Genomic DNA, 22,691 nt, shown 5'->3' with positions numbered 1-22,691 from the left:
GCCGGAGGGCGCGCGGCCCCTTCCCCCTGCGACGAGAGGACGGCACGAGATGGCACCGGACGAGCGGTACGACGTGGTGGTGGTCGGCGGGGGCGCCGCGGGCCTGAGCGGGGCGCTCGCCCTGGCGCGCGCACGGCGCCGCGTGCTGGTGGTCGACGCCGGCACGCCGCGCAACGCGCCGGCGGGCCACGTGCACAACGTGCTCGGGCACGAGGGCACCCCGCCCGCGGACCTCCTCGCGGCCGGGCGCCGCGAGGTCGAGGGCTACGGGGGCGAGGTGGTCGACGGCCGGGTCGCCGCGCTGGGCGGCGCGGAGGGCGACTTCGGCGTCGACCTGACCGACGGGCGGTCCGCGCGGGCCCGCCGGCTGCTCGTGGCGACGGGCCTGACCGACGAGCTCCCCGCCCTGCCGGGCGTGGCCGAGCTGTGGGGGCGCAGCGTCCTGCACTGCCCCTACTGCCACGGCTGGGAGGTGCGGGACCGCGCGGTCGGCGTGCTCGGCCCCGGGCCGCAGGGCCCGGTCCTGGCACTCCTGTGGCGGCAGTGGAGCGACGACGTCGTACTCCTCACCCACACGGGTCCGGCGCCGGCACCGGAGCAGCGCGAGCTGCTCGCCGCGCGCGGCGTGCGGGTGGTCGAGGGCGAGGTCGCCGCGCTCGACGTCGCCGACGGGGCGCTCTCCGGGGTCCGGCTGGCGAGCGGGGAGGTCGTGGCGCGCGAGGCGCTGGTCGTGGCGCCGCGGTTCCGCGCGAACGCCGAGCTCCTGGCGGGTCTCGGCGTCGAGCCGGTCGAGCAGGTGGTGCACGGCGCCGTCCGCGGCACGCGCGTGCCCGCCGACGCCACGGGCCGGACCGACGTGCCGGGGGTCTGGGTGGCGGGAAACGCGGGCGACGTCACGGCGCAGGTCATGGCCGCCGCGGCGCACGGGATGGCCGCCGCCACGGCGATCAACGTCGACCTCGTCCTGGCGGACGCCCGCGCCGCGGCCGGCCGGGCCGCCGCCTGACGGCGGAGGCGTGCCGTGCCGCGACGGGCGCCGGGGCCGGCCGACTCACCACGCCCAGGACGAGTCCGGCCGCGGCTCCGGGCACGCCGCGGCGCCCTCGGGAAGCAGCTCGAAGTGCCACACCTCGTTCGCGTACGTGGGGCACAGGCCCAGGTCGGGCCCGTGCTGCTGCAGCCAGTAGGCGCCCGCGGTCGGGCCGACGTCCACCGCGAGGCCCTGCACGTGGGCCGAGTGCTCGGGCGGCAGCACCCACCGGTACGCCTCGGGGACGCCGTACCGGGCGACGGCCTCGTCGACGAGCTCCTGCTGCTCCGCGGCCGTGCGCAGGCCCGACGTGAGCGTGAGCGGCACGTCGTCGGCGGCGGCCGCCCGCTGGGCCGCCAGGAACCGGCGCTCGAGCTCCGGGTGCAGGCCCGTGGCCGTGCCGGCCTCGGCGGGGGAGGGCGGTGCGCCGGCGGCGGCACGATCGGGGTCGTCCGCTGCGGAGCCGGGGAGGTCGGTGAGGCCGTACGCCAGGCCGGCGCCGCCGGCGAGCAGCACGGCCAGTGCGCAAAGCGCGGTGCGTCGGGGCGCGCGGCGGCGGGTCCGCGGCGGACGCAGGTCGGTGGTCGTCGTCATGCGTCCACCGTGCGCGGCGGGCACCGCCGCGGGCGTCGTCCCCCGGGGCGCTTCCCGCCGGGTGCGCGCCCTCACCGTCCGGTGGCCGGCGTCCGACCCCGGGACGACCGGCACCGCCCGCGCGGCCGCCCACCGGGGGATCCGCAGGCCGGGCGGCCCTCGTAGGTTCGAGGCATGCTCACCACCTCCGACCGCCGGCCCGGCCCCGCGCCGGCCACGGTGCGGGGCGGGGCGCGCGGCGCGGTGCGGGGCCTCCCCACGCGGGACGCCGCCCGGGACGGTGTCGTCGCGCTCGCGGTGCTCGGCGCGTGGCTGCTGGCAATCGCCCTTCTCGTCCGCTCCGGCTACTGGCACCCGCGGTCGCTCGACACCTACGTGTGGGCCGGCCTGTGGGTGGCGGTGCCGGTCGCGCTGCGCCGGTCCGCCCCCGGCGTCGCGCTGGCGCTGACCGCGACGCTGTACCCGGTCGGCTACGTCGCGCTGACCGGGGGAGCGCCGCTCGTGGCGGAGATCCACGCGGGGCCCGTGGTGCTCGCCGTGTACGCGGCCACCCGCGGGGGCGCCGTCCGGCCCGTGCCCGCCGGGGCCGCCGCCGCGGCGTCGCTCGGCGTCCTGCTGCTCGGCGCGTTCCGGCTGCAGTCCCCGTCGGCGCTGTGGCCGCCGCCCGACCCGTCCCGCACGGTGCTGCTGCTCCTGCTGCTGGCGGCGGCGACGGCGCTCGGGTCGGTCGTCGCGCGGCTGTCCGCCACCGCGCGCTCGCTCGAGGCCAGCAACGCCGAGCTCCGCGCGCTGCAGGAGGCGCGCACGCGGGACGCGGTGCGTGCCGAGCGCACCCGCATCGCCCGCGAGCTGCACGACGTCGTGGCGCACCACGTGACGGCGATGGTCGTGCGCGCGCAGGCCGCAGACCGTGTCGGCGGGGACCGTCCCGAGGAGTACCGCGCCGCCGTCCGCTGGATCGCGCCCGCCGGCAAGGAGGCGCTGACGGCCATGCGGTCGGTCGTCCGCGTGCTACGGGACGCCGACGGGCCGGGTGCCGGGGCGCCCCGCGCGCCGCTGCCCGACCTCGCCGACCTGCCCCGCGTGCTCGACCGGGTCCGCGACGCCGGCCTCGTCGTCGACGCCGACCTGCCGGCCGCGCTGCCGCCCTGCCCGCCCGCCACGGGACTCGCCGTCGTGCGCGTCGCGCAGGAGGCGCTCACCAACGTGTCGGTGCACTCGGCCGCGGGTCGGGCACGGGTCGCGCTGACCGTCGCGCGCCGCACGCTCACGTTGCGCGTCGAGGACCCCGGGCCGGCGCGCGGCGGCACCCGCGGCCCCGACGGCGGGCACGGCCTCGTGCACATGCGCGAGCGGGCGGCCGCGTGCGACGGCGAGGTCGTCGCCGGGCCCACCGCCGCCGGCGGGTGGGCCGTGACGCTTCGGGTGCCGGTCGCGTGAGCGGGGACGACGTGCGCGTGGTCGTCGTCGACGACCAGCCGACGATCCGCCTCGGCCTGCGGCTCATCCTCGACCACGAGCCGGACGTCGTCACCGTCGGCGAGGCCGGCGACGGCGCCGCGGCGGTCGAGGTCGCACGGCGCACGTCGCCGCACGTCGTCCTCATGGACGTCCGCATGCCCGGCACCGACGGCATCGAGGCGACGCGCCGCCTGCGCGCCGACCCCGCCCTCGCGGACGTCCGGGTGCTCGTCCTGACCACCTTCGACGACGAGGAGTACGTGACGGCGGCGCTGCGGGCGGGCGCCGACGGGTTCCTGCTCAAGGACGCCGACCCGGCGTCGCTGGTGGCGGCCGTCCACCGGGTGCGCGCGGGCGGCAGCGTCCTCGACCCGGCGTGACGCCGCTGGTGCTGTCGCAGTGGCGGCGGTGGTCCGTCGCGTCGTCGTCCTCGTCCTCGTCGTCCGGGCCGGTGCCCGGGGCGGCGGGGGGCGTCGCCGCGCTCGGTGCCGTCGACGGGCGCGCGCGGGACGTGCTGCTCGCCGTGGCGCGCGGCATGTCGAACCAGGAGGCCGCCGCGTCGCTCGGCCTGACGCTCGCGACGACGAAGACGTACGTGCACGAGCTGCTGCACCGGACGGGCTGCACGTCGCGGACCCAGCTCGTGGTGCTCGCCTACGAGGCGGGCCTCGTGGTGCCGGGCGCGCCGGCACGCGGCGCCGGCCGCACCTGACGGGCGCCGGCGCGCCCGCCACCCCGGCGCCGCTGCGGTCGAACCGGCCGTCGTGCAGCGATCGGCGCCCGCGGTGCTGCACGACGGCTGGTTCACCGCCGGCTGGCGTCGTCGGCGGGGCACGGCGCGCCGGTGAGGCGGCCGTCGTGCAGGTCGGGGGCGTCGGCGTGCTGTGCGACGGCCGGTTCGACGGGTCGGCCCGGGGTGGCGTCAGGTCAGGCGGAGGAGGCCGGCCGCCGTGGGTCGCAGGCCGCAGGCCCGCTCGTAGAAGTCCACGAGGTGTGGCTCGTAGTCGGCGTGCAGCCACGTGCAGCCGGCGTCGCGTGCCTCGTCGGCCGCGGCGGCGACGAGTGCACGCCCGACGCCGCGTCCCCGCACGTCGGCGGCGACGCACGTGTCGAGCAGCACGGCGTGCACGCCGCCGTCGCCGACGACGTTGACGAAGCCCACGAGCCGCTCGTCGAGGCGCGCGGTGACCCACGTGAGGCTGCGGTCGGCCAGGCGCTGCCGCCAGGGTGTGCGCGTCACCGGGTGCCCGAACGCGGCGGCGTGCAGCGCCTCGAGCTCCCCGTCGGTCAGCTCGCCGCGCACGTGCAGCGTGATCGCCGTGTCCATCCGGTCATCCTGACGTAACGACGTGCCGACGGGGCGGACGTGCCGACGTGCCGACGTGCCGACGTGGCGGACGTGCCGACGTGCCGACGGGGCGGACGTGCCGACGTGCCGACGTGCCGACTCGCCACCGCCCGGCGCCGGCAGCGGCCCGCACCGCCGTCCGGGCGAAGTGTGCAGCGTCGGTTGCGCCCAGCGTGACGAACGCTGCACAACCCCGCGACCCGCACGGCGCACCCGGCGCGGTGCTCGTGTGAAGCGTTCGGGACACCCGGTGTCCGCAACCCTTCACGCGCCGTCGACGCCGCCCGGCCGCGGCCGTCCGAGGCGCCGCACCAGCCGACCGAGACGCCGCACCAGCCGACCACGACGCCGCACGATCACCCGTCGCCGCAGCAGCCGTCCGCGCACGCGTCGTCGGCGTCCGACCGCAGCAGCGCGCCGACCGGAGCGCAGCACGCGTCGCCGCGCCACGCCTCGACGCCCTCGCGGACCGCGAAGCCGGCGATGACGACGGCGGCGAGCGGGTCGGCCCACCACCAGCCGAGCGTGCTGTTCAGCACCAGCCCGGCCAGCAGCACCGCCGACAGGTACGCGCAGATCAGCGTCTGCCGGGAGTCGGCGACCGCAGACGCCGACCCGAGCTCGCGGCCGGTCCGCCGCTCGAACCACGACAGCGCCGGCATCACGGCCAGCGACACGGCGGCCAGGACGATGCCGACGGTGGAGTGCGCGGGCTCGGCGGCACCGAGCACCGCGCGGACGGCGTCGACGGTGACGAACGCCGCCAGGCCGAAGAAGGAGAACGCGATGACGCGCATCGCCGTGCGCTCGCGCGCGTGCGGGTCGCGCCCGGCGAACTGCCACGCGACCGCGGCCGCCGACAGCACCTCGACGACCGAGTCGAGGCCGAAGCCGATCAGCGCCGACGACGTCGCGGCACGCCCGGCGCCGATCGCGACGACCGCCTCGACGACGTTGTAGGTGATCGTCGCCGCGACGACCCAGCGGATCCGGCGCTCCAGCAGCGCGCGGCGGGGCGCGGGCAGCGGGCCGGGACGGAGCGGGACGGCGGTCATGCGCACGTGCACCCGTCCGCGCAGCACGACGGGTCGACGTCGAGCACGAGCGCCAGCAGGCCGCCGAGCGCCGGTGCGAGCCGGTGGTCGGCGAGCCGGTACCAGGTGCGGCGGCCGTCGGGGACGGCCTCGACCAGCCCGCACCCGCGCAGGCACGCGAGCTGGTTCGACATCACCTGGCGGGAGACGCCGAGGGCGTCGGCGAGGTCGGACGGGTACGCGGGCGCCTCCCGCAGCGCGAGCAGGACCCGGGTGCGGGTCTCGTCCGAGAGCGCGTGCCCGAGGCGGGCGAGCGCGGCGCTGTGCGTGAGCGTGACGGTCTCCACGCGGTTGACGATACAGCGTTTGCTGTACTGCCGCGCCGGCCCGGTCGGGACGGCCGGGGGCGACGAGCCACGGCACGCAGCGCGGCCGGCGGGCTACCGTGCGCCCATGAGCAACCTCAGCGACGTCGGCGAGCGGGACGGCTGGCGCTGCTGGCTCTGCGACGAGCCGGTGGACCCGGACGCCTCGGTGAACTCGGACCTCGGCCCGAGCGTCGACTCCGGCGGGGTCGTCAAGGGCAAGAAGGGCACAACTGGCGTCGAGCGGCTCGCGCACCGCGCCTGCAACACCCGCAAGGGCGCGGTCAAGGCCGTCGTGCCGTGGTCGCCGGACCTGTTCGTCGTCGACCCCGCGCCCATCGCCGAGGCCGTCGAGCGGCTGCGGCGCAAGGGCGGCCGGGAGGTCGTCGCGCGCTGCCCGAGCCGCGCCGACGCCGACGCGGCCGCCACCTGGCTGGTCGACCGGCTGTCCCGCTTCGCACCGGACCTGCCGGTGACGGCGCAGGTCGAGCCGGGCGGCGGGCAGTTCCTGCTGGCGGTGCGCGCGGGCTGACGCCCCCCGCGCGCCACCCCGCCCCCTACGCTCGCCGGATGATCCGGCTGCGCGACGTCACGTTCCTCGTCCACGACCACGACGAGGCCCTCGCGTTCTTCGTCGACGCCCTCGGGTTCACGGTCCGCCAGGACGAGACGTTCGCGGGCGGGTGGCGGCGCGTCGTCGTCGGGCCGGCGGACGGTGGCACGGGGCTGGTGCTGGCGCTCGCGGGCGACGGCGCACCGGTCGGCCGGCAGGCGGGGGACGACGTCGCGTTCTTCCTCGAGACCGACGACTTCGGCGCGCAGCACGCGCGGATGCTGCGGCACGGGGTCCGGTTCCGCGAGGCGCCGCGGCGCGAGGCGTACGGCACGGTCGCGGTGTTCGAGGACCTGTACGGCGGCGCGTGGGACCTGATCGAGCCGCCGACGGCGTGACGTCCGGGCCCGGGCCCGGGCCCGGGCCCGGGGCGCGAGCGATCCCGGTACGCGGTGCCGCCTGCCGGTGCCGCCCCGGTGGCACGATGACGTCGTGCCGGGCGTGCGAGGCGTGACCGCGAGGCCCACGGGCGCGTCGCCGCCGCGCCCCCTGGAGATCACCGACCTGCTGTGGCGGTCCGACCCGGTGACGGGCGAGCGGTGCCCGGTCCGCCGCGACGACGTCGTCGCGACCCTCCGCGAGCGCGGCCAGCACCGCGCCGCGCGGGTCGCCGCCCGGCTCCCCGCGACGGACGGCGTGCTCGACGAGCGCGAGCTCGACGCCCTGCTCGTGCGCGTGCACTGCGAGCTGCAGCGGCTGGGGGAGGAGCTGCAGCTGCCGCGGCGCGTCGCGTCGACGCTGGTCGGGTGGGTGGCACCGCTGCTCGCCGCGCGGCCGGAGGTGCCGCTGCGCGTCGTCGACGTGGGCTGCGGCCTCGGCTACGTCATCCGCTGGCTCGCGGCGCACCGCGTGCTCGGGCCGGACGTGGAGCTCGTGGGTGTCGACCTCAACGGCACGCTCGTCGAGCGGGCGGCCGCGCTGGCCCGCGCGGAGTCGCTGCCGTGCCGGTTCGTGACCGGCGACGCGTTCGTCCCGGGCGTGGCGGTCGACGACCCCGCGCGGACCGTCGTCGTCTCCAGCGGCCTGCTGCACCACCTCGCGCCGGACGACCTGACCCGGTTCTTCGCGGCGCAGCAGGCGATGCGGGTGTCCGCGTTCGCGCACTGGGACGTCGTGCCCGGCGCGGGGGCGACGCTGGGCGCCTGGGTCTTCCACCGCGCCCGGATGCGGGAGGCGGTGTCCCGGCACGACGGCGTCCTCTCCGCGCGGCGCGCGCACCCGGCGTCGGTGCTGCTGCCCGCCGCCCGCCGGGGTGCCCCGGACTACGACGTCCGGTGCGTCGACACCCCGCTGTGGACGCCGCCCGTCGCCGAGGTCCTGCGGCCGGTCACCGGCCGGCTGAGGTCGCCGTGACGGCGCTCGTCGTCGTCGCGGTCTGCGTCCTGGGCGCGCTGGACGGCGTGTTCGCCGGTTTCCGGGCGTCGCTCGGCCGGACGGGGCTCGTGCGGCACGGTGCGCACGACCTCGTCGCGGCGCGGCGTGGCGTCGTGCTCGTCGGGGTGCTGCTCGCGCCCGTCGTCGTGCTCGGGACCGTCGACGCCCTCGTCCGCCCCGGCCGCGTCGCGGTGTACCGGGACGCCGGCGTCGGGATGCTCGCCGTGTACGCGCCGTTCGCCGCGCTGGTGCTGCTCGCGCTCGCCGGCTACCTCACGCTCGGCTGGCGGAGCCGGTTCCTCGCGAGCGCGCTGCTGCTCGGGCCGCTCACGCTCGTGCGTCCGGCGGTGGTGCTCGCGGGGGTCGTCGTCGTGGCGGTGGCGACGCGGGACGTCGTCGCGACCGCGCTCGTCCTCGGGGCCGCGGCTGCCGTGCTCGCGGTGGAGCCCGTCGCCGGTCGGCGCTGGTACGCGCGGGGCCCGGGCGACGTGCCCGCGCTCACGACGACGCGGGCGGCCGCCAGCCCGTCGTGCGGTCCGACCCGCGCAGCGCGACCGCCGGGGGAGTGAGGCGCACGGCCGCGTCGCGCACCGACGCCACGACGGGACCCGCCTGCTGCGTCAGCCGGCCCAGCGCGGCCGACATCGCGTGCAGACGCGCCGCGCGGGGGCGGCGCACCGCCGTGAAGCGGGCGAGGGCGGGCTCGACCGGGGCGTCGTCGGCGAGCAGGTGCGCGAGCACCACGGCGTCCTCGAGCGCGAGGCCGGCGCCCTGGCCGAGGTTCGGCTCGAGGGCGTGCGCGGCGTCCCCGACCAGCACGGTGGTCCCGCGGTGGAACGTCGCGGGGACCCCGGCCAGGGCGTGCACGTCGTGCCGCAGGACGGCCGCCGGGTCGACGGCGTCGAGCAGCGCGGGGACCGGCGCGTGCCAGCCGCCGAACCGCCGCCGCAGCTCGGCGAGCTCCGCCTCGCCGTCGGACGCGTGCGCGTCGGCGGGGACCGTGGCGGTCGCGAAGACGTAGACGAGACCCGCGCCGACCGGGACCACGCCGAACCGCTCGCGGCGGCCCCACGTCTCGGACGCCTCCGTCACCGGGGCGTCCGTCCGCACGAGCGCTCGCCAGGCGGTGTACCCCGCGTACGCCGGCGGTGGGGCGTCCGGCCAGCCGGCCGTGCGGGCCCGCGAGCGTATGCCGTCGGCGGCGACGACGAGGTCGTGCTCCCCGGCCAGGGCGGTGACGTCCGCCACCGGGGACCCGCACCGCACGACGCCGGGCGCGAGCGCGTCCGCCAGGAGGGCGTGCAGCGCGGCGCGCCCGATCGCGAGCACCGGGGCGCCGTGCCGGTCGGCGAGCCGGGCGGCGTCGAGCCGCGACAGGGGCCGGCCGTCGGGACGGCGCAGGGCTGACCCTGCGAGCGGGACGGCGCGCTCGCGGACGGCGCCGCCCAGGCCGAGGGCGTCGAGCGCGTGCACGGCGTTGGGCGCGAGGACGAGCCCGGCACCGAGCGCCCGCAGCGTCGCGGCCTGCTCGTGGACCGTGACCGACCAGCCCGTGCGCCGGAGCGCGACGGCGGTGGCGAGGCCGGCGATGCCCGCGCCGACGACGGCGGCGGAGCGCGTTCCCGAGTGCGTCATGCTCGGGACTCTACGGATGTAGAGGCACGTCGCGCAACTCTACGTCGGTAGAGTCGCCGCGTGGACACCGACCGCCGCCGCCTCGTCGCCCGCCACGCGCTCGAGGTCCTCGCCGCCGAGGGCGCGCGCGGGCTCACCCACCGCGCGGTGGACCAGGCCGCCGGGCTGCCCGCGGGGTCGACGTCCTACTACCACCGCACCCGCGCGGCGCTGCTCGACGCGTGCCTCGACGACCTCGTGCGCCAGGACGAGGCGGAGATCGCCGCGATGACGCCGCTGCTGCGCGCCGGCGACGAGGCGTCGCTCGCCGCCGTGCTCGCCGACGTCCTGCACCGCTGGGCCACCACCGACCGCACGCGCCAGCTCGGCCGCTACGAGCTGTTCCTCGCGGCGCTGCGCCGCCCGGAGCTCGCACGCGCGCTGCACGAGGGCGGCGCCGCGGTCCGCGCAGCCGTCGCCCGGGTCCTGGCCGACCTCGGCGCACCCGACCCGCGGCAGCGCGCCGACTGGCTGGTCGCCGCCCTCGACGGCGTCCTCTTCGAGCGGATCGCCGGCGCGCGCTCCGCCGAACCGGTCGACCACGACACCTTCACGGACGTCGCCCGCTGGCTCGCCCACGCGGCACTGGCCTGAGCGTCCCGCTGCCTGCCCATCCCGCCGAGGTCGCCTGTCCCGCACCGAGATCGCCGGTCGGTGCAGGCGACCTCGCCGTCGAACCGGCGAACTCGCGCGCTCAGTCGTCGCGCAGGCGCAGGGATCCGGCGTGGACGCGGTCCGCGATGTCGTCGACCACCGCCAGGACGTCGGCGTCCGGGTCGGTGACGAGGTGGCGCGCCGGGACGTCCGCGGCGACGAATTCGCGATGCATCCGGCGCGCCGCGTCGGCGTCGGTGAACCCGTGCCCCGTGCGCGTCGCCACCCGCTCGAGGCACGTGGCGAGCGGCGGCAGCAGCACGACGTAGTGCAGGTCCGGGACCTCGGCGGCGAGCCGGTCGACGAACCAGGGCCCGACGACGCCGTCGTAGACGACGTGCAGGCCGCCGGCGACGAAGCGGCTCGTCGCCGCGGCGGCCGCCTCGGTCACGACCGCGTTCTGCGCGTGCGCCTCGGGCAGCCACGGCGGCCGGGCACCGCGCGCGAGGAAGGCGAAGAACGTGTCGCCGGTGACGAGCGCGGACGGGGTGAAGCGGTCGACGAGCAGGGCAGCGACGGTCGACTTGCCGGACCCCGGCGGACCGCTGACGACGACGAGCTCGGCCATGCCGGGAGTATCCCGGCCCGCCACGCCGGGCGCCGAGGCGCGAGCCGGTGTCGACCCGGTCGCGGGCTCCAGGTGGTAGGAAGACCGGGCCGCTCGTCCGGCGGCGGAGGGAGGACGCACGTGAGCCGCACGGTCCGCGTCGGGATGGCGCAGCTCCTGGTCGTCCCGGGACGCCCGGAGGAGAACCTCGATCGCGCCCGCGCCGCCATCGGTGCGGCCGCGTCGGCCGGCTGCGACGTCGTGGTGCTCCCCGAGTGCCTCGACCTCGGCTGGACGCACGCCAGCGCGGCGGCGCTCGCCGAGCCGATCCCCGGGCCGCGCGTCGACGCCCTCGCCGCGGCGGCCCGCGAGCACGGCGTCCTGGTCGCGGCCGGGCTCACCGAGCGGGCAGGCGCGCACGTCCACAACTCCGCGGTGCTGATCTCCGCGTCCGGCGAGCTGCTGCTGCGGCACCGCAAGATCCACGAGCTCGACTTCGCCCGCGCGCTCTACACGACGGGCGGCTCGCTGGCGGTCGCGGACACCCCGATCGGCCGCGTCGGGCTCGACATCTGCGCCGACAACTCGGCGGCGACGACCGGTCTGGGGCACGCGCTGGGGCTCATGGGCGCCGAGATCCTGCTGTCCCCGTCGGCGTGGGCGGTGCCGCCGGAGCACGACAACACGTCCGACCCGTACGGCGCGGAGTGGGAGGCGCCCTACCGCGAGCTGGCGACCGCGCACGACATGCCGGTGGTCGGCGTCAGCAACGTGGGGCCGGTCGTCGGCGGCGAGTGGGACGGCTGGCGGTGCATCGGCGCGTCGCTGGCCGTCGGCCGGGACGGGCGGACGCTGCGGCAGGGCCCGTACGGTGAGGACGCCGCCGCGCTGCTGGTGCTCGACGTGGAGCTGCGGGCGGCGAGCTCACGCGTCGCGTAGCCCGAGCCGGCCGGCTCAGGCACCCAGGAGCCAGAGCACCGACGCGAACGTCGGACGACCCTGCGCGTCCGCGGCGAAGGGCGCCGCACCGGTCTCCGTGCCGACGGCGGCGATCGTCTGCCCCGCCGGCACGGTGACGACGCTGCACGTCGCAAGGGTGGCGCCGACCTGCGGTGCGGTCAGCGTCTCGTCCGCGCACTCGAACGGGCCCGAGAGGGAGTCGACGACCATGAAGGTCGTGCTGCGCTCGCCCTGGTCGGTCCAGCCCATCAGGTTCGGCCCGTCGAGCGTCTCGAGCGGGTCCGACGCCTCCGCCCAGAGCAGCTCGTGCGTCGCGCGCAGGTAGTACGCGTCCTCGGCCTCAGGGTCGTACCCGGCGCCGCCGCTGACCTCGACCGCGGCGAGCGCGTCCTCGTCCGCGGGCTCCACGCCGACCACCTGCGTGCGGTAGTGCGCCTCGCGGAACGAGCCGGCCGCGCGGTCGCCGAGGTCGTACCGGACGGCGGCGCTCTCCGTCGCCGGCAGGGTCGTGCCGTCCGGGGTGAGCTCGGCCGGCCCGGTGCCGAGCACCGACGGCGCGGGCGACGGCTCGACGAACGTCTCCGCCGGCGGCTCCGGTGCGGGGCCGTCCCCGCCGCACGCCGTGAGCGCGAGCGCGGCGGCGACCGCGACGACCGGGACCGCCGCGGAGCGGCGCGAGGTGGGCGGCACGGTGCCTCCGTAGGTCGTCGAGCATGGGCGGGCGTCCATGCTCGCAGGCCGCGGGCGACGACCACGGCGACGACCACGCCCCGGAGCGGCCCGCCCGTCACGGGCTCGTGCCGACCGCGCTCGCCGGCGCGTCACCCCTCGCGGGTCGCCCGGCCCAGCACCTCGAGCAGCTTCAGCGCGGTGTCCCGCATCCGGTGCTCGACGTCGAGCGCCGGGTCCCACGACGCCACCGTGGCCGACGCGAGGGGCATGCGTGCGACGGCGGCCGCCACCACGTCACGCACCTCGTGGGCCGTGAGCCCGCCGGGCACGGCGTAGGAGTTCGCGCGCGCCACCGTCGTGTCGTGCACGTCGAGGTCCAGGTGCACGTGGACCGCGTCGCTGCGCGCGGCGACGGCGTCGAGGACCTCGCCGGCGCGGCCCGCCCGGACCGCCGGCACGTCGAGCAGGCGCAGCGCCGACGCGTCCAGCACGTCCCGCTCGGCCGCGTCGAGGTCGTGCCCGCCGACGACCACCACGCGCTCGTCGGCCAGCGCAGCGTGGCCGGGGACCGTCGCCGCCAGCGCCTCCCAGCACCGCCCGGTCGCCATGGCGAGGCCCATGCCGTCGAAGAAGCCGCTGGTCGAGGTGCTCGGCCCCTGGAGGTCACCGTGCGCGTCGAACCAGAGGACGGCGACGCGCCGCTCGGGCGCCCGGGCACGCAGCCCGGCGACGACGCCCAGCGTCACCCCGCAGTTCCCGGCGAGCACCACGGGCAGCCGGTCCGGGCGGGCGGCCACGTCCCGCGCGACGCGACGCATCAGCTCGACGCCACCCGCCACCTCACCCGTGAAGCCGTCGGGCAGCTCGACGACCGCGTGGTCGACGTCGGCACCGTGGGCCGCCAGCCGGTCCGCCGCGCCCGCAGACACCAGCGCACCCGGCCCCGCGCCGTGGCGCGTGCCGCGGTGCCCGGAGTCGTAGGGCACCTCCAGCAGGCGGACGCGCGGCGGCACGTCGCCAGCATGCCGATCGACGGCGGCGGCGTCGACGGCAACGCCATCGACGCGGTCCGGCGCCGCGGCGCCGGTGCGGCGCGGGCGTCCTCAGCCCGGCGCGATCCGTCCCCGCAGCACCGGCACGCCGTCGCCGGTGACGGAGTCGAGGCCCGCGGCGCGGCCGGTGCTGACCAGCAGCAGCGCGTCGGACGTGCCGCGCACCACCGGTCCGCTGCCGTGCGCCCAGTCGACGTCGGTCGCCTCGAGCCGCAGGCCCGTCAGCGCCCCCTTCGGGACGAGCCCCGAGGGGGCCGTCATGAGGTACGTCAACGCCGTGCGCAGCCGCGGCTCGGGAACGTCGCGGTGCAGCCCCAGCGGCCGCCGGATGTCGAGGCCGTGCACCAGCACGTCGACCAGGGGCGCCTCCGGGCCCGCGCCCGGGGGCGTGAACCGGGTGCCTGCCTCGCGGCGCAGCACCGCCACGAGCTCGGCGAAGGGCCGCTGCGCCAGCCGCCGGGTCACCCGCTCGCTCGCCCGGTCGAAGCTGCCTCCCGCCAGCAGCACCGCGAGCGCGAGCCGCGGGGTGCTCACCTCGAAGGGCATGACCAGGTGCGCGACGACGTCGTGGACGCTCCACGCCGGGCACAGGCTCCGGGTCGCCCGCTGCCCGGGGGTCAGGGGCGCGACCTGGTCGGCCAGGGCGCGTCGCTCGTCGGCGATCTCCTCGAAGACGTCCACGGTCCCGAACGTAGCGCCGCGACGTGGGCGGACCTGCCGGGACCCCGCGACGACCGGCAGGATGGCGCGGTGCTCGCCACCCGACGCGCCCGTCACGACCTCGCGTCGGCCGCGCTCGCCGCGCGCACCGACGACGACCTCACGGCGATGCTCCGGGCGGCCCCGGCCGGCGCCGTCGGCGTGGGCGGCGGCACGTCCGTGCTCGACGTCGACGGCGTCGCGGTGCTCGCCAAGCGGGTCCCGATCACCGACCGGGAGCTGGCACACCCGCACAGCACGGCCAACCTGTTCGGCGTACCGCTCACCTGCCAGTACGGCATGCACCCGCTCGCCGGCCCGGGCTTCGGGGCGTGGCGTGAGCTCTCGGCGAACCGGCTCGTCACCGAGGGCCTCCTCGCCGGCGAGACGGAGTCGTTCGCGCTGCTGCACCACTGGCGGGTGCTCCCCGGGCGTCCCCCCGTCGCGGCCGAGCACCGGGACGTCGAGGCGGTGGTCGCGCACTTCGGCGGCGACCCGGCCGTGCGGACCCGCCTCGAGGAGCTGGCGGGCGCGCGCTCGAGCCTGGTGCTGTTCCTCGAGCACCTGCCCGACCCGCTCGTCGACCGGCTGGACGAGTACGCGGCCAGCCCGGAGACGTTCGAGCGGCGGCTCCTGGAGCCCGTCGCGTTCCTGCGCAGCCGCCGGCTGCTGCACATGGACGGCCACTTCGCCAACATGCGTGCCGACGACGGGCACGTCTACCTGGTCGACCTCGGGCTTGCGACGTCGCCCCTGTTCGACCTGTCGGACGCCGAGCAGGACTTCGTCGCCGACCACGTCGAGCACGACGCCGACTACGCCGCGACGCGCCTCGTGAACTGGCTCGTCACCACGGTGTGCGGGGTGCCGATGCCCGCGAGCGGCTTCCCCGCCGCCCGCGACGCCTACGTGCGCCGGTGCGCGGACGGCGACGTCCCGCGGGACCTCCCGGCGGACGTGGCGAGCCTCCTCGCCCGGCACGCGCCCGCCGCGGCCCGCATGAACGACTTCCACCGGCGCCTGTTCGACGGCGACGTGCACGCGCGGTACCCGGGCAGGTAGCGCGTCGCGACGCCGCGACGCCTACGGGACGCGTGGCGCACGCGCGTCCGCCGTCGCGGCCGACCCGTGCCCTGCCGGGCGCCGCACCCCGAGCACCGCCCGCACGACCAGCCCCGCGAGCAGCGCCCAGAAGGCCGCGTTGACCCCCGCGATGGCGATGCCCGAGGCGGCGGTCACGAACACTACGACGGCCGCGACCTGCTCGCCCGGCTCCGCCAGCGCCGCCCGCAGGGACGACGCGAGCGTGCCGAGCAGGGCCAGCCCGGCGACGGCGGCGACGACCCCGACAGGCGCCAGCGACACGAGGGCGGCGAACGCGGCGGAGCCGACGCCGAGCACGACGAGGACGCCGCCCGCGGTCACGCTCGCGACCCAGCGCCGGTCCCGGTCCTCGCCCGCCTCCGGGCCGGCCGCGAGCGCCGCGCTGATCGCGGCGAGGTTGACGGCGTGACCGCCGGCCGGCGCGCTCAGCACGGTGGCGGCGCCGGTCACCAGCATCGACCGGCGCCACGGCACCTCGTACCCGAGGCCCTTCATCACGGCGACGCCCGGGACGTTCTGCGACGCCATGGTCACCAGGTAGAGCGGCAGGGCGATGCCGACCACGCCGCCGAGCGTGAGCACGGGCGCGGTCAGCTCGACGCGCGGCACGAGGGCGGCGCCGTCGACCGCCGTCCCCGAGGCGGCGACGTGGATGCCGATGACGACCGCCGCCGTGAGGAAGGCGAGGGGCGCCGCCCAGCGCGGCACGAACCGCAGCGCGAGCAGCCACACGACGACGACCGGCGCGACCGCGAGCGGGTTCGCCGCCAGCCCCGTCACCGGCCCGAGGCACAGCTGCAGCAGCACGCCGGCGAGCATCGCCTGGGCGACCGCGGTGGGGATGCGCGCGACGAGCGCCCCGAGCGGCGGCACGAGCCCGGTCAGCACCACGAGCACCCCGGTGACCAGGAAGGCGCCGACCGCGGCGGGCCACCCGCCGTCCACCACGCCGGTCGTCGCGAGCAGCGCGGCACCGGGCGTCGACCACGCGGACGTGATCGGCATCCGCGTCGACCACGCGAGCACGATGCACGACAGCCCCATCGTGACGGTGACCGCGAGCAGGCCGCTCGCCGCCTGGTCGGGGTCCGCGCCCACGCTCGTGAGCCCCGCCAGCACGACGACGAACGCGCTGGTGAAGCCCACCAGCGCCGAGACGACGCCGGCGGAGACCGGCCGCGACCACCCTTCCCGTCCGCCGCGGGCCGCGTCGGGCGCGGGGTCCGTGGGGGTGTCGCGACGCATGGTGTGATGTCCCCCTGGTTCGACGTCCGGTCGGCGCCGAGAGCGCACGCCGCGAGGGGACTGTACGTCCCACGCCCGGCCCGGCCCGGCGGCGGGTCAGGTCAGCAGCCGGACGATCCGCTCCCGCCAGAGCCGGTCCATGAGCGCGTGGGTCGGCGTAGCCGCCTGCGAGACGAGCACCCGCGCGGCGACACGTCCCGCCACCACACCCCGCGCACCGGCAGGACCTCGCGCACGAGCTCGCCGTTCCGGCGCTGGAGTCCCCGCCCGCGCGGGCGGACGACGCGCACGGGACGCCGGCCCGCCTCCGGTCGGGGACACTGGAGGGAGCAACCACCGCTTTCACGAGGAGTCACCCGTGCCGCACGGAACTGTCCGCTGGTTCGACGCCGAGCGAGGCTTCGGCTTCCTCGCCCTCGGGGACGACGCCGACGACCTGTTCGTCCACGCGTCCGAGATCGTCGGCGACGACGGGCCCCGGGTGCTGCGCGAGGGGCAGGAGGTCGAGTTCGAGGTCGGCGAGGGCGACCGCGGCCCGGTCGCGCGCCGCGTCCGCGTCACGGGCGACGTGCCCGCCGACGCCGCGCTCGGCGTGCTCGGCACCGTCTCCTGGTACGAGCCCACCAAGGGCTACGGCTTCCTGACGCCCGACGGCGGCGGCGCCGAGATCTTCCTGCACAGCTCCGCCATCGTGGGCGGCGGCGTGGTCACCGAGGGGCAGCGGGTCGCGTTCCTCGTCGTCCCGGGGGAGAAGGGGCCGCAGGCGGACCACCTGCTGCCGCTCGGTCCCGACGCCGGCCGGGCCGCCGCGTCCGACGGCGCCGACGGCACCGTGACGTTCTTCGACACGGGCAAGGGCTTCGGGTTCGCCACGCGCGACGACGGCGGCGAGGACGTCTTCGTGCACGCCCGCGCGCTCATGGGCGTCACCGAGCTGGTCGAGGGCGACCGCATCACGTTCGAGGTCGCGGACAGCGACCGCGGTCCGCAGGCGCGCGAGGTGCGGCTCGTGGGTGGGCAGGCACCCCGGCGCGCACCGGCACCCGACCGCGGCCGGCCGAGCCGCCCGCGCGAGTCCGGCGCACCCGTGCGCGGCGGCGAGGGCGTCGTCGCGCGCTACGACGCCGACCGCGGCTTCGGCTTCATCACCCCGGACGCCGGCGGCCCGGACCTGTTCGTGCACGTGTCGGTCGTCCGCGACGCCGAGGTGCTCGAGGAGGGCGACCGCGTCCGCTTCAAGGTCCGGCAGAGCGACCGCGGGCCGCAGGCGGACGGCGTCGAGCTGATCTGACCCCTCGGGCCGACCCGGCCGACGGACCGGGCGCTCACGCCCCGCCGACGACCACCAGCTCGTTGCCCTCCGGGTCGGCGACGCGCCAGCGTCCGTCCGCCGCGTCGAGGACCCGGCCACCGGCCGCGACCGCCGTCGCGACGCGCCCCGGTGCCGCGTCCGGCGGCACGGCGAGCTCGACGTGGACGCGGTTGCGCTGCCGGCGACGCTCGGTCTCGGACGGGTCGAGGTCCTGGAACGCCAGCACGGGACCGAGCCGGCGCGGGTCGACGACGTCGGTGAGCCCGGCGCGCCGGTCCTCGGCGTAGCCGAGCGCCGCGATCCAGAACGCTCGGACCGTGGCGACGTCGGCAGCGTCGAGGAACAGCTGGACGAGTCGCGGCAGACCGGGGTCCGCGGTCGCGCCGAGATCGTGGGCGGCGGCCTGGAGGTGCCCGGCGAGGTCGGTGAAGTCGACCGGGAGGCCGTGGGCGTCCTCCTCCCACAGGTCCTTGCCGGTGTCCAGGACCACCAGCCCGGGGCGCAGGTCGACGAGCAGCGGGAAGCCGGCGTCGTCGGCGAGCGCCGCCGCCGCGGCGGCCAGGTCGCGTTGACGCGCCGGCGAGGTGGTGCGGTAGCACGCCGTCGCGCCGAACACGGTCTGCCAGTCCGCCGTCCCCGGCCTGTCGCCGAGGGCGTCGCCCGGCACCGGGTCCACCTCGTTGCCGTCCGCGTCGGCGTGGCGGACGCCGTACGGCCCGGACCCGGCACCGAGGCCCGCCTGCCCGACGGCGGCAGCGGGCCGCACGACGTCGAGGTGGATGCGGTTGCGCAGCGGCCGCGCCTCGCCGTCCTGCCGGATCCGCAGCGCGGGATCGCGCCGCAACGGGTCGACCAGGCCGCCGTCCTCGCCGGCCGCGTAGCCGAGCACGCGCTGCCAGAACGGCCGCACCGCCGACGGGTCCGGCGACTCGACCACGACGCTCAGCTGCTGCAGCGGCGCGGGGTCCGCGGCCGGCCCGAGCTCCCGCACCGCCGCCGGCGCGTCGGTGTGCCGGGGGTCGACGCGCACGCGCAGGCCCGTCGCCCGCACGTCGACGGCGGCGTCGGGGAGCACCTCCACGACCCGTGCCGCCAGCGCGGCGGCCGCGGTCAGCGACGGCGCCTCGAACCACGCCGTCGCGACGCCGTCGACCACCCACCAGCCCGTCTCGACCTGTGTCATGCCGACCACCTCCTCCGGCACCGTAGGACGCATTCCGGACGAATCCGTTCCGGACGCAGCCTCTCCCGTCCCGGGCCCTGCGGTTGGCTCTCGCCGTCGTGCCGGGCCGCTCACCGCCCTGCCGTGCCGACGACCCGGTCGGCGACCTGCGGCGGCGTCAGGTCCGTGGTGTCGACGACCTCGGCGGCGTCGTGCAACCAGGTGCGCGCCGCCTCGGCGTACTGCTCGACGTACGCAAGGCGGAACGGGGACGGTCCCATGACGGTGTCGCCGAGGATGCGGGCGCGCAGGGCCGCCGGCTCGGCGTGCAGGACGACGTGCCGCACCGGGATGCCGTGGTCGGCGAGACCCGCGCTGATCTCGCGCCAGTACGCCTCCACCAGCACGGTCATCGGCATGACGAGCGTGCCGCCGGTGTACGCCAGGACGCGCCGCGCGGTGTCCACGACGAGCGGCCGCCACGGCGCCCAGTGCTGGAAGTTGTCGGTCGCGGGCAGCCCGGGCGTGATGTCCATGAGCGTCTCGCCGACCTTCTCGGCGTCGAGGACGCGGGAGCCGGGGATCCGCTGCTGCACGAGCGCGCTCGTCGTGGTCTTGCCGACGCCGTGGGTGCCGTTCAGCCAGACGATCACGGCCGCCACGCTAGCGCGGTGCGCCGAGGCGTCCCGGACCGGCGCGGACGTATCCGCAGGGCGGTCGCCGGGTCCTCCTGGTGACACCTGGAGGCTCGCATGCCCGACGACCACGCACGTCTCGTCCTCGACCGCCCCGACGACGTCGCGCACGCGGCGCGCCTGCTCGCCGACGGCCGCCCGGTCGCGCACGGCTTCGCGAACATCTACGCCCTGACCGCCCGGGGTGACGCCGTCGGGCGGCTCAACGACCTCAAGGGCCGCCCCCACGACCAGACGGGCAGCCTGACCGCGCCGGCGGGACGGGTGCTCGACGCGTTCGACCTCGCGGCGCTCCCGCGGGGCGTGCCGGCCGGCCTGGTGGCGGACGTCGTCGACGCCTTCTGCGCGCTCGGCCCGTTCGGCTTCCGCGGGCCCGCGGCGGCGCACGTCCCGCCCGCGCTCACGGCGCAGGACGCGGGGAGGACGACGACCCAGGTCATCGTGCCCGGCGACGCCTGCCCGTCGCAGGCGTTCCTCAGGGCGGCCGCGGACGCCGTCCCCGGCGGGTTGCTCGCCGTCTCGTCCGCGAACCGGTCCCGGCACGTGACCGGCGGCGCGGACGCCCCCGCGCACTGGCGCGCCGACGCCCTGCGCGCCGAGCTGGCCGGCGCCGGCGAGCTCGTCCTGCTCGAGCACGCCGACGAGGCGGCGGCCCGCGCACGCCTCCCGCGGCACACGACCGTCTCGACGACCGTCCTCGGGGTGCACCGCGCCGAGCGCGCGCACGGCCGCGTCCACCTCGTGCTGGAGCGGCACGGCTCGCTCGCCGCCGCCGACGTCGCGCGGGTGCTCGCGACGCTGGGCGTGCGCCTGACGGTCGGCCCGCGCGCCGCCGTCCGGCTCCTCCCGCGCACCTACGCCGACCGGCCTGATCCGCTGCTCGCCCGCTGACCCGCACCGCGGGAGATGCCGGCGACGTCCGCGGCCGCCGGCGTCAGGATGGTTGCCGATGGACGAGATCGAGGTCGTGGTCGCCCACCGCCAGCGCGTGACGCTGCGCGTCGGCGACACGTTCCTGAAGGTGGACGGCGACCCCGCGCACCACGACGTCGAGGTACGCGCGATGGCGATGGTCCCCGTGCCGACGCCGGCGGTCCTCTGGCACCGCCCGCCCGTGCTGGTGATCTCCGCCGTGCCCGGCCGGGCGCTGGGCGTGCTGGGTCGACCGTCCGACGCATCTGCGGCGGCCTGGGCGGCGGTGGGCGCCTGCGTCCGGCGGCTGCACGACGCGCCGGTGCCGCCGTGGCCGGGCACGAGCGTCGACGACGTGCGGGCGGAGCTCGACCGCGAGTGCGCGTGGCTGCTCGCGAGCTCGGTGGTGCCGGCCGACGTGGTCCGGCGCAACCGCGAGATCGCCGAGGTCGCGCTCCGGCCGTGGACGCCCGCGCTCGTCCACGGCGACCTGCAGATCACGCACGTGTTCGTCGACGACGACGAGGTCACGGGTGTCATCGACTGGTCCGAGGCCGGGCCGGGCGACCCGATGGCCGACCTGGCGACGCTGACCCTCGGGCACGAGGAGCGCCTGGACGACCTGCTGGCGGGGTACGGCACCGACGGCGTGGACCGCGACGTCGTGCGCGCGTGGTGGTCGCTGCGGAGCCTGGTGGCGTCCAGGTGGCTGATCGAGCACGGCTTCGACCCGGACGCGCCGGGTTGCGAGCTCGACGTGCTCAGGGCGCGGATGCGGGACGCGTAGGGCGACGCCGGCGTCGTCCGGCCGGGCGAGCCGCCGTCGCCCCGCGCCCGGGTGCGAGGTCGCGGGCTCGTCGCGAGGTCGCGGGCTCTGGCCCGCGCGCTCGCACGGGGCCCGCGATCTCGCGGCCTGCCGGCACCGGTGCCGACGGGCTGGCAGGGTGCTGCCATGACGCAGGACGCGACGCCGGCCGGACAGGACTGCATCTTCTGCGCGATCGTCGCCGGCCAGGCCGAGGCGAGCGTCGTCCACGAGGACGACACCGTCGTGGCGTTCATGGACCTGGCGCCGGTCACGCGCGGCCACCTGCTCGTCGTGCCGCGCACGCACGCGGTGGGCCTCGAGGACCTCGACCGCGCGACGGGCGCGCACGTGTGGTCCGTCGGCCACGACCTGACGCGGGCGCTGCGGCGCTCGACCCTGCGGTGCGAGGGGATCAACGTGCTCGTCTGCGACGGCGAGGTCGCCTTCCAGACGGTGTTCCACCTGCACCTCCACGTCATCCCGCGGTACGCGGGGGACGGCTGGACGCTGGTCCCCGACACAGCGGAGCGCGAGCGGGCGCTGCTCGACGGCGACGCGCGTGCGGTCCGGGACGCCCTCGCGTCGCGGGGCTGACGGGCGCCCGTCCCTCCCGGGACGACGCGCGTCAGACGTCCTGCGCGCCCCGGCGGAGGACGACGGCCCGCTCGGCGGCGCCCGGCTCGTCGACCGACTCGACGGTCAGGCCGGCGTCGGCGGCCATGCGCGCGAAGCCGTCGTCGGTGTACCAGTGCAGGACCCAGTCCCGGTCGAGCACCGCGGTGCCGTCGGCGTGCTCGAGCTCGTAGCGGACGCGGCTGGTCCGGGTGCGTGCCGCCGGGTCGTGGACCTCGCCGACGATCGCGAACGACGCCCGCTGGCCGTCGTCCGTCACCGCCTCGCGAACGCGCCCGATCTCGTCCTCGGGCGTCGGCGGCGGCGTCCACAGCGGGACGAGCGCGGCGCCGCCGGGCAGCAGGTGGCGTCCGATCGCGGCGAGCGCCCGTGCTGCCGTCGCGTCGTCGGGCAGCAGGTTGAACGTGGGACCGGCGAGGTAGACCGCACGGAACCGCCGGTCGAGCGCGAGGTCCTCCATCCGCTGGTGGTGCACCACCGGCGACAGGCCCTCCGCCGCGGCTCTCTCCCGGCACCGGCGGACCATGTCGGCCGAGGAGTCGACCCCCTCGACGTCGATCCCCTGACGGACGAGCTCGAGGAACGGTCCGACGTCCCCGCACCCCAGCTCCAGGGCGGGCTCGCCCTCGGACCGCACGAACGCGAGGTACGGCGCGGCGTCGAAGTGCGTACCGCGCAGCAGGCCGTACACGTCGGCGACGATCGCGGTGTAGAACTCGGCGGCGCTCACGGCCGCACGCTAG

The 22,691-nt window shown here is 77.7% G+C and carries 28 protein-coding genes; 15 read left to right on the top strand and 13 right to left on the bottom strand.

Annotation, left to right across the window (positions count from 1 at the left end; translation table 11 throughout):
* The first annotated feature begins 49 nt into the window (after positions 1-49).
* Complete coding sequence (locus ACFUMH_RS05205) at positions 50-1,006, top strand: NAD(P)/FAD-dependent oxidoreductase (protein WP_378201445.1); 957 nt, start codon at positions 50-52, stop codon at positions 1,004-1,006.
* Positions 1,007-1,051: 45 nt separating this feature from the next.
* On the opposite strand, the gene ACFUMH_RS05200 is transcribed toward ACFUMH_RS05205, so the two are convergent.
* Positions 1,052-1,624 carry a D-alanyl-D-alanine carboxypeptidase family protein gene (locus ACFUMH_RS05200; protein ID WP_378201442.1) on the bottom strand — a complete coding sequence of 191 codons (573 nt, stop codon included), beginning with the start codon at positions 1,622-1,624 and terminating at the stop codon, positions 1,052-1,054.
* 174 nt (positions 1,625-1,798) lie between these two features.
* Here ACFUMH_RS05200 and ACFUMH_RS05195 point away from each other — a divergent pair, with 174 nt between their 5' ends.
* The 3 genes from ACFUMH_RS05195 to ACFUMH_RS05185 are packed head-to-tail and all read left to right on the top strand — an operon-like array spanning position 1,799 to position 3,797.
* Positions 1,799-3,064 carry a sensor histidine kinase gene (locus ACFUMH_RS05195; protein ID WP_378201439.1) on the top strand — a complete coding sequence of 422 codons (1,266 nt, stop codon included), beginning with the start codon at positions 1,799-1,801 and terminating at the stop codon, positions 3,062-3,064.
* A complete protein-coding gene (locus ACFUMH_RS05190) occupies positions 3,061-3,465 on the top strand; it encodes a response regulator transcription factor (RefSeq protein WP_378201436.1) in 405 nt (134 codons plus the stop codon). The genes ACFUMH_RS05195 and ACFUMH_RS05190 overlap by 4 nt, the downstream gene beginning before the upstream one ends.
* Entirely contained in the window at positions 3,462-3,797 is a 336-nt protein-coding gene (locus tag ACFUMH_RS05185; RefSeq protein ID WP_378201433.1) for a response regulator transcription factor, read from the top strand. Before ACFUMH_RS05190 ends, ACFUMH_RS05185 begins: the two co-directional genes overlap by 4 nt.
* Positions 3,798-4,007: 210 nt before the next feature.
* Here ACFUMH_RS05185 and ACFUMH_RS05180 read toward each other — a convergent pair whose 3' ends face one another.
* The 3 genes from ACFUMH_RS05180 to ACFUMH_RS05170 form a co-directional block, all read right to left on the bottom strand.
* A complete protein-coding gene (locus ACFUMH_RS05180) occupies positions 4,008-4,412 on the bottom strand; it encodes a GNAT family N-acetyltransferase (protein WP_378201430.1) in 405 nt (134 codons plus the stop codon).
* A gap of 377 nt (positions 4,413-4,789) precedes the next feature.
* Complete coding sequence (locus ACFUMH_RS05175; RefSeq protein ID WP_378201427.1) at positions 4,790-5,488, bottom strand: cation diffusion facilitator family transporter; 699 nt, start codon at positions 5,486-5,488, stop codon at positions 4,790-4,792.
* Positions 5,485-5,814 carry an ArsR/SmtB family transcription factor gene (locus ACFUMH_RS05170; RefSeq protein WP_378201424.1) on the bottom strand — a complete coding sequence of 110 codons (330 nt, stop codon included), beginning with the start codon at positions 5,812-5,814 and terminating at the stop codon, positions 5,485-5,487. The genes ACFUMH_RS05175 and ACFUMH_RS05170 overlap by 4 nt, the downstream gene beginning before the upstream one ends.
* A gap of 106 nt (positions 5,815-5,920) precedes the next feature.
* Here ACFUMH_RS05170 and ACFUMH_RS05165 point away from each other — a divergent pair, with 106 nt between their 5' ends.
* From ACFUMH_RS05165 to ACFUMH_RS05150, 4 genes are all read left to right on the top strand, one after another.
* Positions 5,921-6,364, top strand: coding sequence for a hypothetical protein (locus ACFUMH_RS05165; protein WP_378201421.1), 444 nt, complete (start codon positions 5,921-5,923; stop codon positions 6,362-6,364).
* 38 nt (positions 6,365-6,402) lie between these two features.
* Complete coding sequence (locus ACFUMH_RS05160) at positions 6,403-6,783, top strand: VOC family protein (protein ID WP_378201418.1); 381 nt, start codon at positions 6,403-6,405, stop codon at positions 6,781-6,783.
* Between the two features lie 112 nt (positions 6,784-6,895).
* A complete protein-coding gene (locus ACFUMH_RS05155) occupies positions 6,896-7,798 on the top strand; it encodes a methyltransferase domain-containing protein (RefSeq protein ID WP_378201415.1) in 903 nt (300 codons plus the stop codon).
* Complete coding sequence (locus tag ACFUMH_RS05150) at positions 7,795-8,388, top strand: oxidoreductase (RefSeq protein WP_378201412.1); 594 nt, start codon at positions 7,795-7,797, stop codon at positions 8,386-8,388. The genes ACFUMH_RS05155 and ACFUMH_RS05150 overlap by 4 nt, the downstream gene beginning before the upstream one ends.
* Here the strand turns inward: ACFUMH_RS05150 and ACFUMH_RS05145 are convergent.
* Complete coding sequence (locus ACFUMH_RS05145) at positions 8,318-9,454, bottom strand: FAD-dependent monooxygenase (RefSeq protein WP_378201409.1); 1,137 nt, start codon at positions 9,452-9,454, stop codon at positions 8,318-8,320. The genes ACFUMH_RS05150 and ACFUMH_RS05145 overlap by 71 nt on opposite strands.
* 60 nt (positions 9,455-9,514) lie before the next feature.
* Here ACFUMH_RS05145 and ACFUMH_RS05140 point away from each other — a divergent pair, with 60 nt between their 5' ends.
* Complete coding sequence (locus ACFUMH_RS05140; protein ID WP_378201406.1) at positions 9,515-10,087, top strand: TetR/AcrR family transcriptional regulator; 573 nt, start codon at positions 9,515-9,517, stop codon at positions 10,085-10,087.
* Positions 10,088-10,187: 100 nt separating this feature from the next.
* Here the strand turns inward: ACFUMH_RS05140 and ACFUMH_RS05135 are convergent, their stop codons facing one another.
* The gene (locus ACFUMH_RS05135; protein WP_378201403.1) at positions 10,188-10,715 is read right to left on the bottom strand and encodes an AAA family ATPase; all 528 of its coding nucleotides are present in this window, start codon (positions 10,713-10,715) and stop codon (positions 10,188-10,190) included.
* A 120-nt stretch (positions 10,716-10,835) separates the two neighbouring features.
* Between ACFUMH_RS05135 and ACFUMH_RS05130 the strand changes: the two genes are divergently transcribed.
* Positions 10,836-11,633 carry a carbon-nitrogen hydrolase family protein gene (locus ACFUMH_RS05130; protein WP_378201400.1) on the top strand — a complete coding sequence of 266 codons (798 nt, stop codon included), beginning with the start codon at positions 10,836-10,838 and terminating at the stop codon, positions 11,631-11,633.
* 15 nt (positions 11,634-11,648) lie between these two features.
* On the opposite strand, the gene ACFUMH_RS05125 is transcribed toward ACFUMH_RS05130, so the two are convergent.
* The 3 genes from ACFUMH_RS05125 to ACFUMH_RS05115 form a co-directional block, all read right to left on the bottom strand.
* Positions 11,649-12,344, bottom strand: coding sequence for a hypothetical protein (locus tag ACFUMH_RS05125; protein WP_378201397.1), 696 nt, complete (start codon positions 12,342-12,344; stop codon positions 11,649-11,651).
* Between the two features lie 131 nt (positions 12,345-12,475).
* The gene (locus tag ACFUMH_RS05120; protein ID WP_378201394.1) at positions 12,476-13,339 is read right to left on the bottom strand and encodes an arginase family protein; all 864 of its coding nucleotides are present in this window, start codon (positions 13,337-13,339) and stop codon (positions 12,476-12,478) included.
* 90 nt (positions 13,340-13,429) lie between these two features.
* Complete coding sequence (locus ACFUMH_RS05115) at positions 13,430-14,059, bottom strand: maleylpyruvate isomerase family mycothiol-dependent enzyme (RefSeq protein WP_378201391.1); 630 nt, start codon at positions 14,057-14,059, stop codon at positions 13,430-13,432.
* 69 nt (positions 14,060-14,128) lie between these two features.
* Between ACFUMH_RS05115 and ACFUMH_RS05110 the strand changes: the two genes are divergently transcribed.
* A complete protein-coding gene (locus ACFUMH_RS05110) occupies positions 14,129-15,139 on the top strand; it encodes a serine/threonine protein phosphatase (protein ID WP_378201388.1) in 1,011 nt (336 codons plus the stop codon).
* Positions 15,140-15,160: 21 nt separating this feature from the next.
* On the opposite strand, the gene ACFUMH_RS05105 is transcribed toward ACFUMH_RS05110, so the two are convergent.
* Entirely contained in the window at positions 15,161-16,426 is a 1,266-nt protein-coding gene (locus ACFUMH_RS05105) for a benzoate/H(+) symporter BenE family transporter (protein ID WP_378201385.1), read from the bottom strand.
* A 358-nt stretch (positions 16,427-16,784) separates the two neighbouring features.
* On the opposite strand from ACFUMH_RS05105, the gene ACFUMH_RS05100 reads away from it, so the two are divergent.
* Positions 16,785-17,717, top strand: coding sequence for a cold-shock protein (locus ACFUMH_RS05100; RefSeq protein WP_378201382.1), 933 nt, complete (start codon positions 16,785-16,787; stop codon positions 17,715-17,717).
* 34 nt (positions 17,718-17,751) lie between these two features.
* Here the strand turns inward: ACFUMH_RS05100 and ACFUMH_RS05095 are convergent, their stop codons facing one another.
* Both ACFUMH_RS05095 and ACFUMH_RS05090 read right to left on the bottom strand, forming a co-directional pair.
* The gene (locus ACFUMH_RS05095) at positions 17,752-18,921 is read right to left on the bottom strand and encodes a VOC family protein (protein WP_378201379.1); all 1,170 of its coding nucleotides are present in this window, start codon (positions 18,919-18,921) and stop codon (positions 17,752-17,754) included.
* A 110-nt stretch (positions 18,922-19,031) separates the two neighbouring features.
* Positions 19,032-19,553 (bottom strand): AAA family ATPase, encoded by a 522-nt coding sequence (locus ACFUMH_RS05090; protein ID WP_378201376.1) that lies wholly within the window; start codon positions 19,551-19,553, stop codon positions 19,032-19,034.
* Positions 19,554-19,652: 99 nt separating this feature from the next.
* Between ACFUMH_RS05090 and ACFUMH_RS05085 the strand changes: the two genes are divergently transcribed.
* From ACFUMH_RS05085 to ACFUMH_RS05075, 3 genes are all read left to right on the top strand, one after another.
* Positions 19,653-20,486: a hypothetical protein gene (locus tag ACFUMH_RS05085; protein WP_378201373.1), complete on the top strand. Its 834-nt coding sequence runs from the start codon at positions 19,653-19,655 to the stop codon at positions 20,484-20,486.
* Between the two features lie 58 nt (positions 20,487-20,544).
* Positions 20,545-21,294, top strand: a complete 750-nt coding sequence (locus tag ACFUMH_RS05080; protein ID WP_378201370.1) for a phosphotransferase — start codon at positions 20,545-20,547, stop codon at positions 21,292-21,294.
* A 165-nt stretch (positions 21,295-21,459) separates the two neighbouring features.
* Positions 21,460-21,909, top strand: a complete 450-nt coding sequence (locus tag ACFUMH_RS05075) for an HIT family protein (protein WP_378201367.1) — start codon at positions 21,460-21,462, stop codon at positions 21,907-21,909.
* Positions 21,910-21,940: 31 nt separating this feature from the next.
* On the opposite strand, the gene ACFUMH_RS05070 is transcribed toward ACFUMH_RS05075, so the two are convergent.
* Positions 21,941-22,678 (bottom strand): class I SAM-dependent methyltransferase, encoded by a 738-nt coding sequence (locus ACFUMH_RS05070; RefSeq protein ID WP_378201364.1) that lies wholly within the window; start codon positions 22,676-22,678, stop codon positions 21,941-21,943.
* Positions 22,679-22,691: the final 13 nt, after the last annotated feature.

Source organism: Cellulomonas sp. NPDC057328, assembly GCF_042667215.1.
Lineage (GTDB): Bacteria > Actinomycetota > Actinomycetes > Actinomycetales > Cellulomonadaceae > Cellulomonas.
Note: the sequence above shows the minus strand (reverse complement) of the source record. Positions and strands in the feature narration are given on the sequence as shown.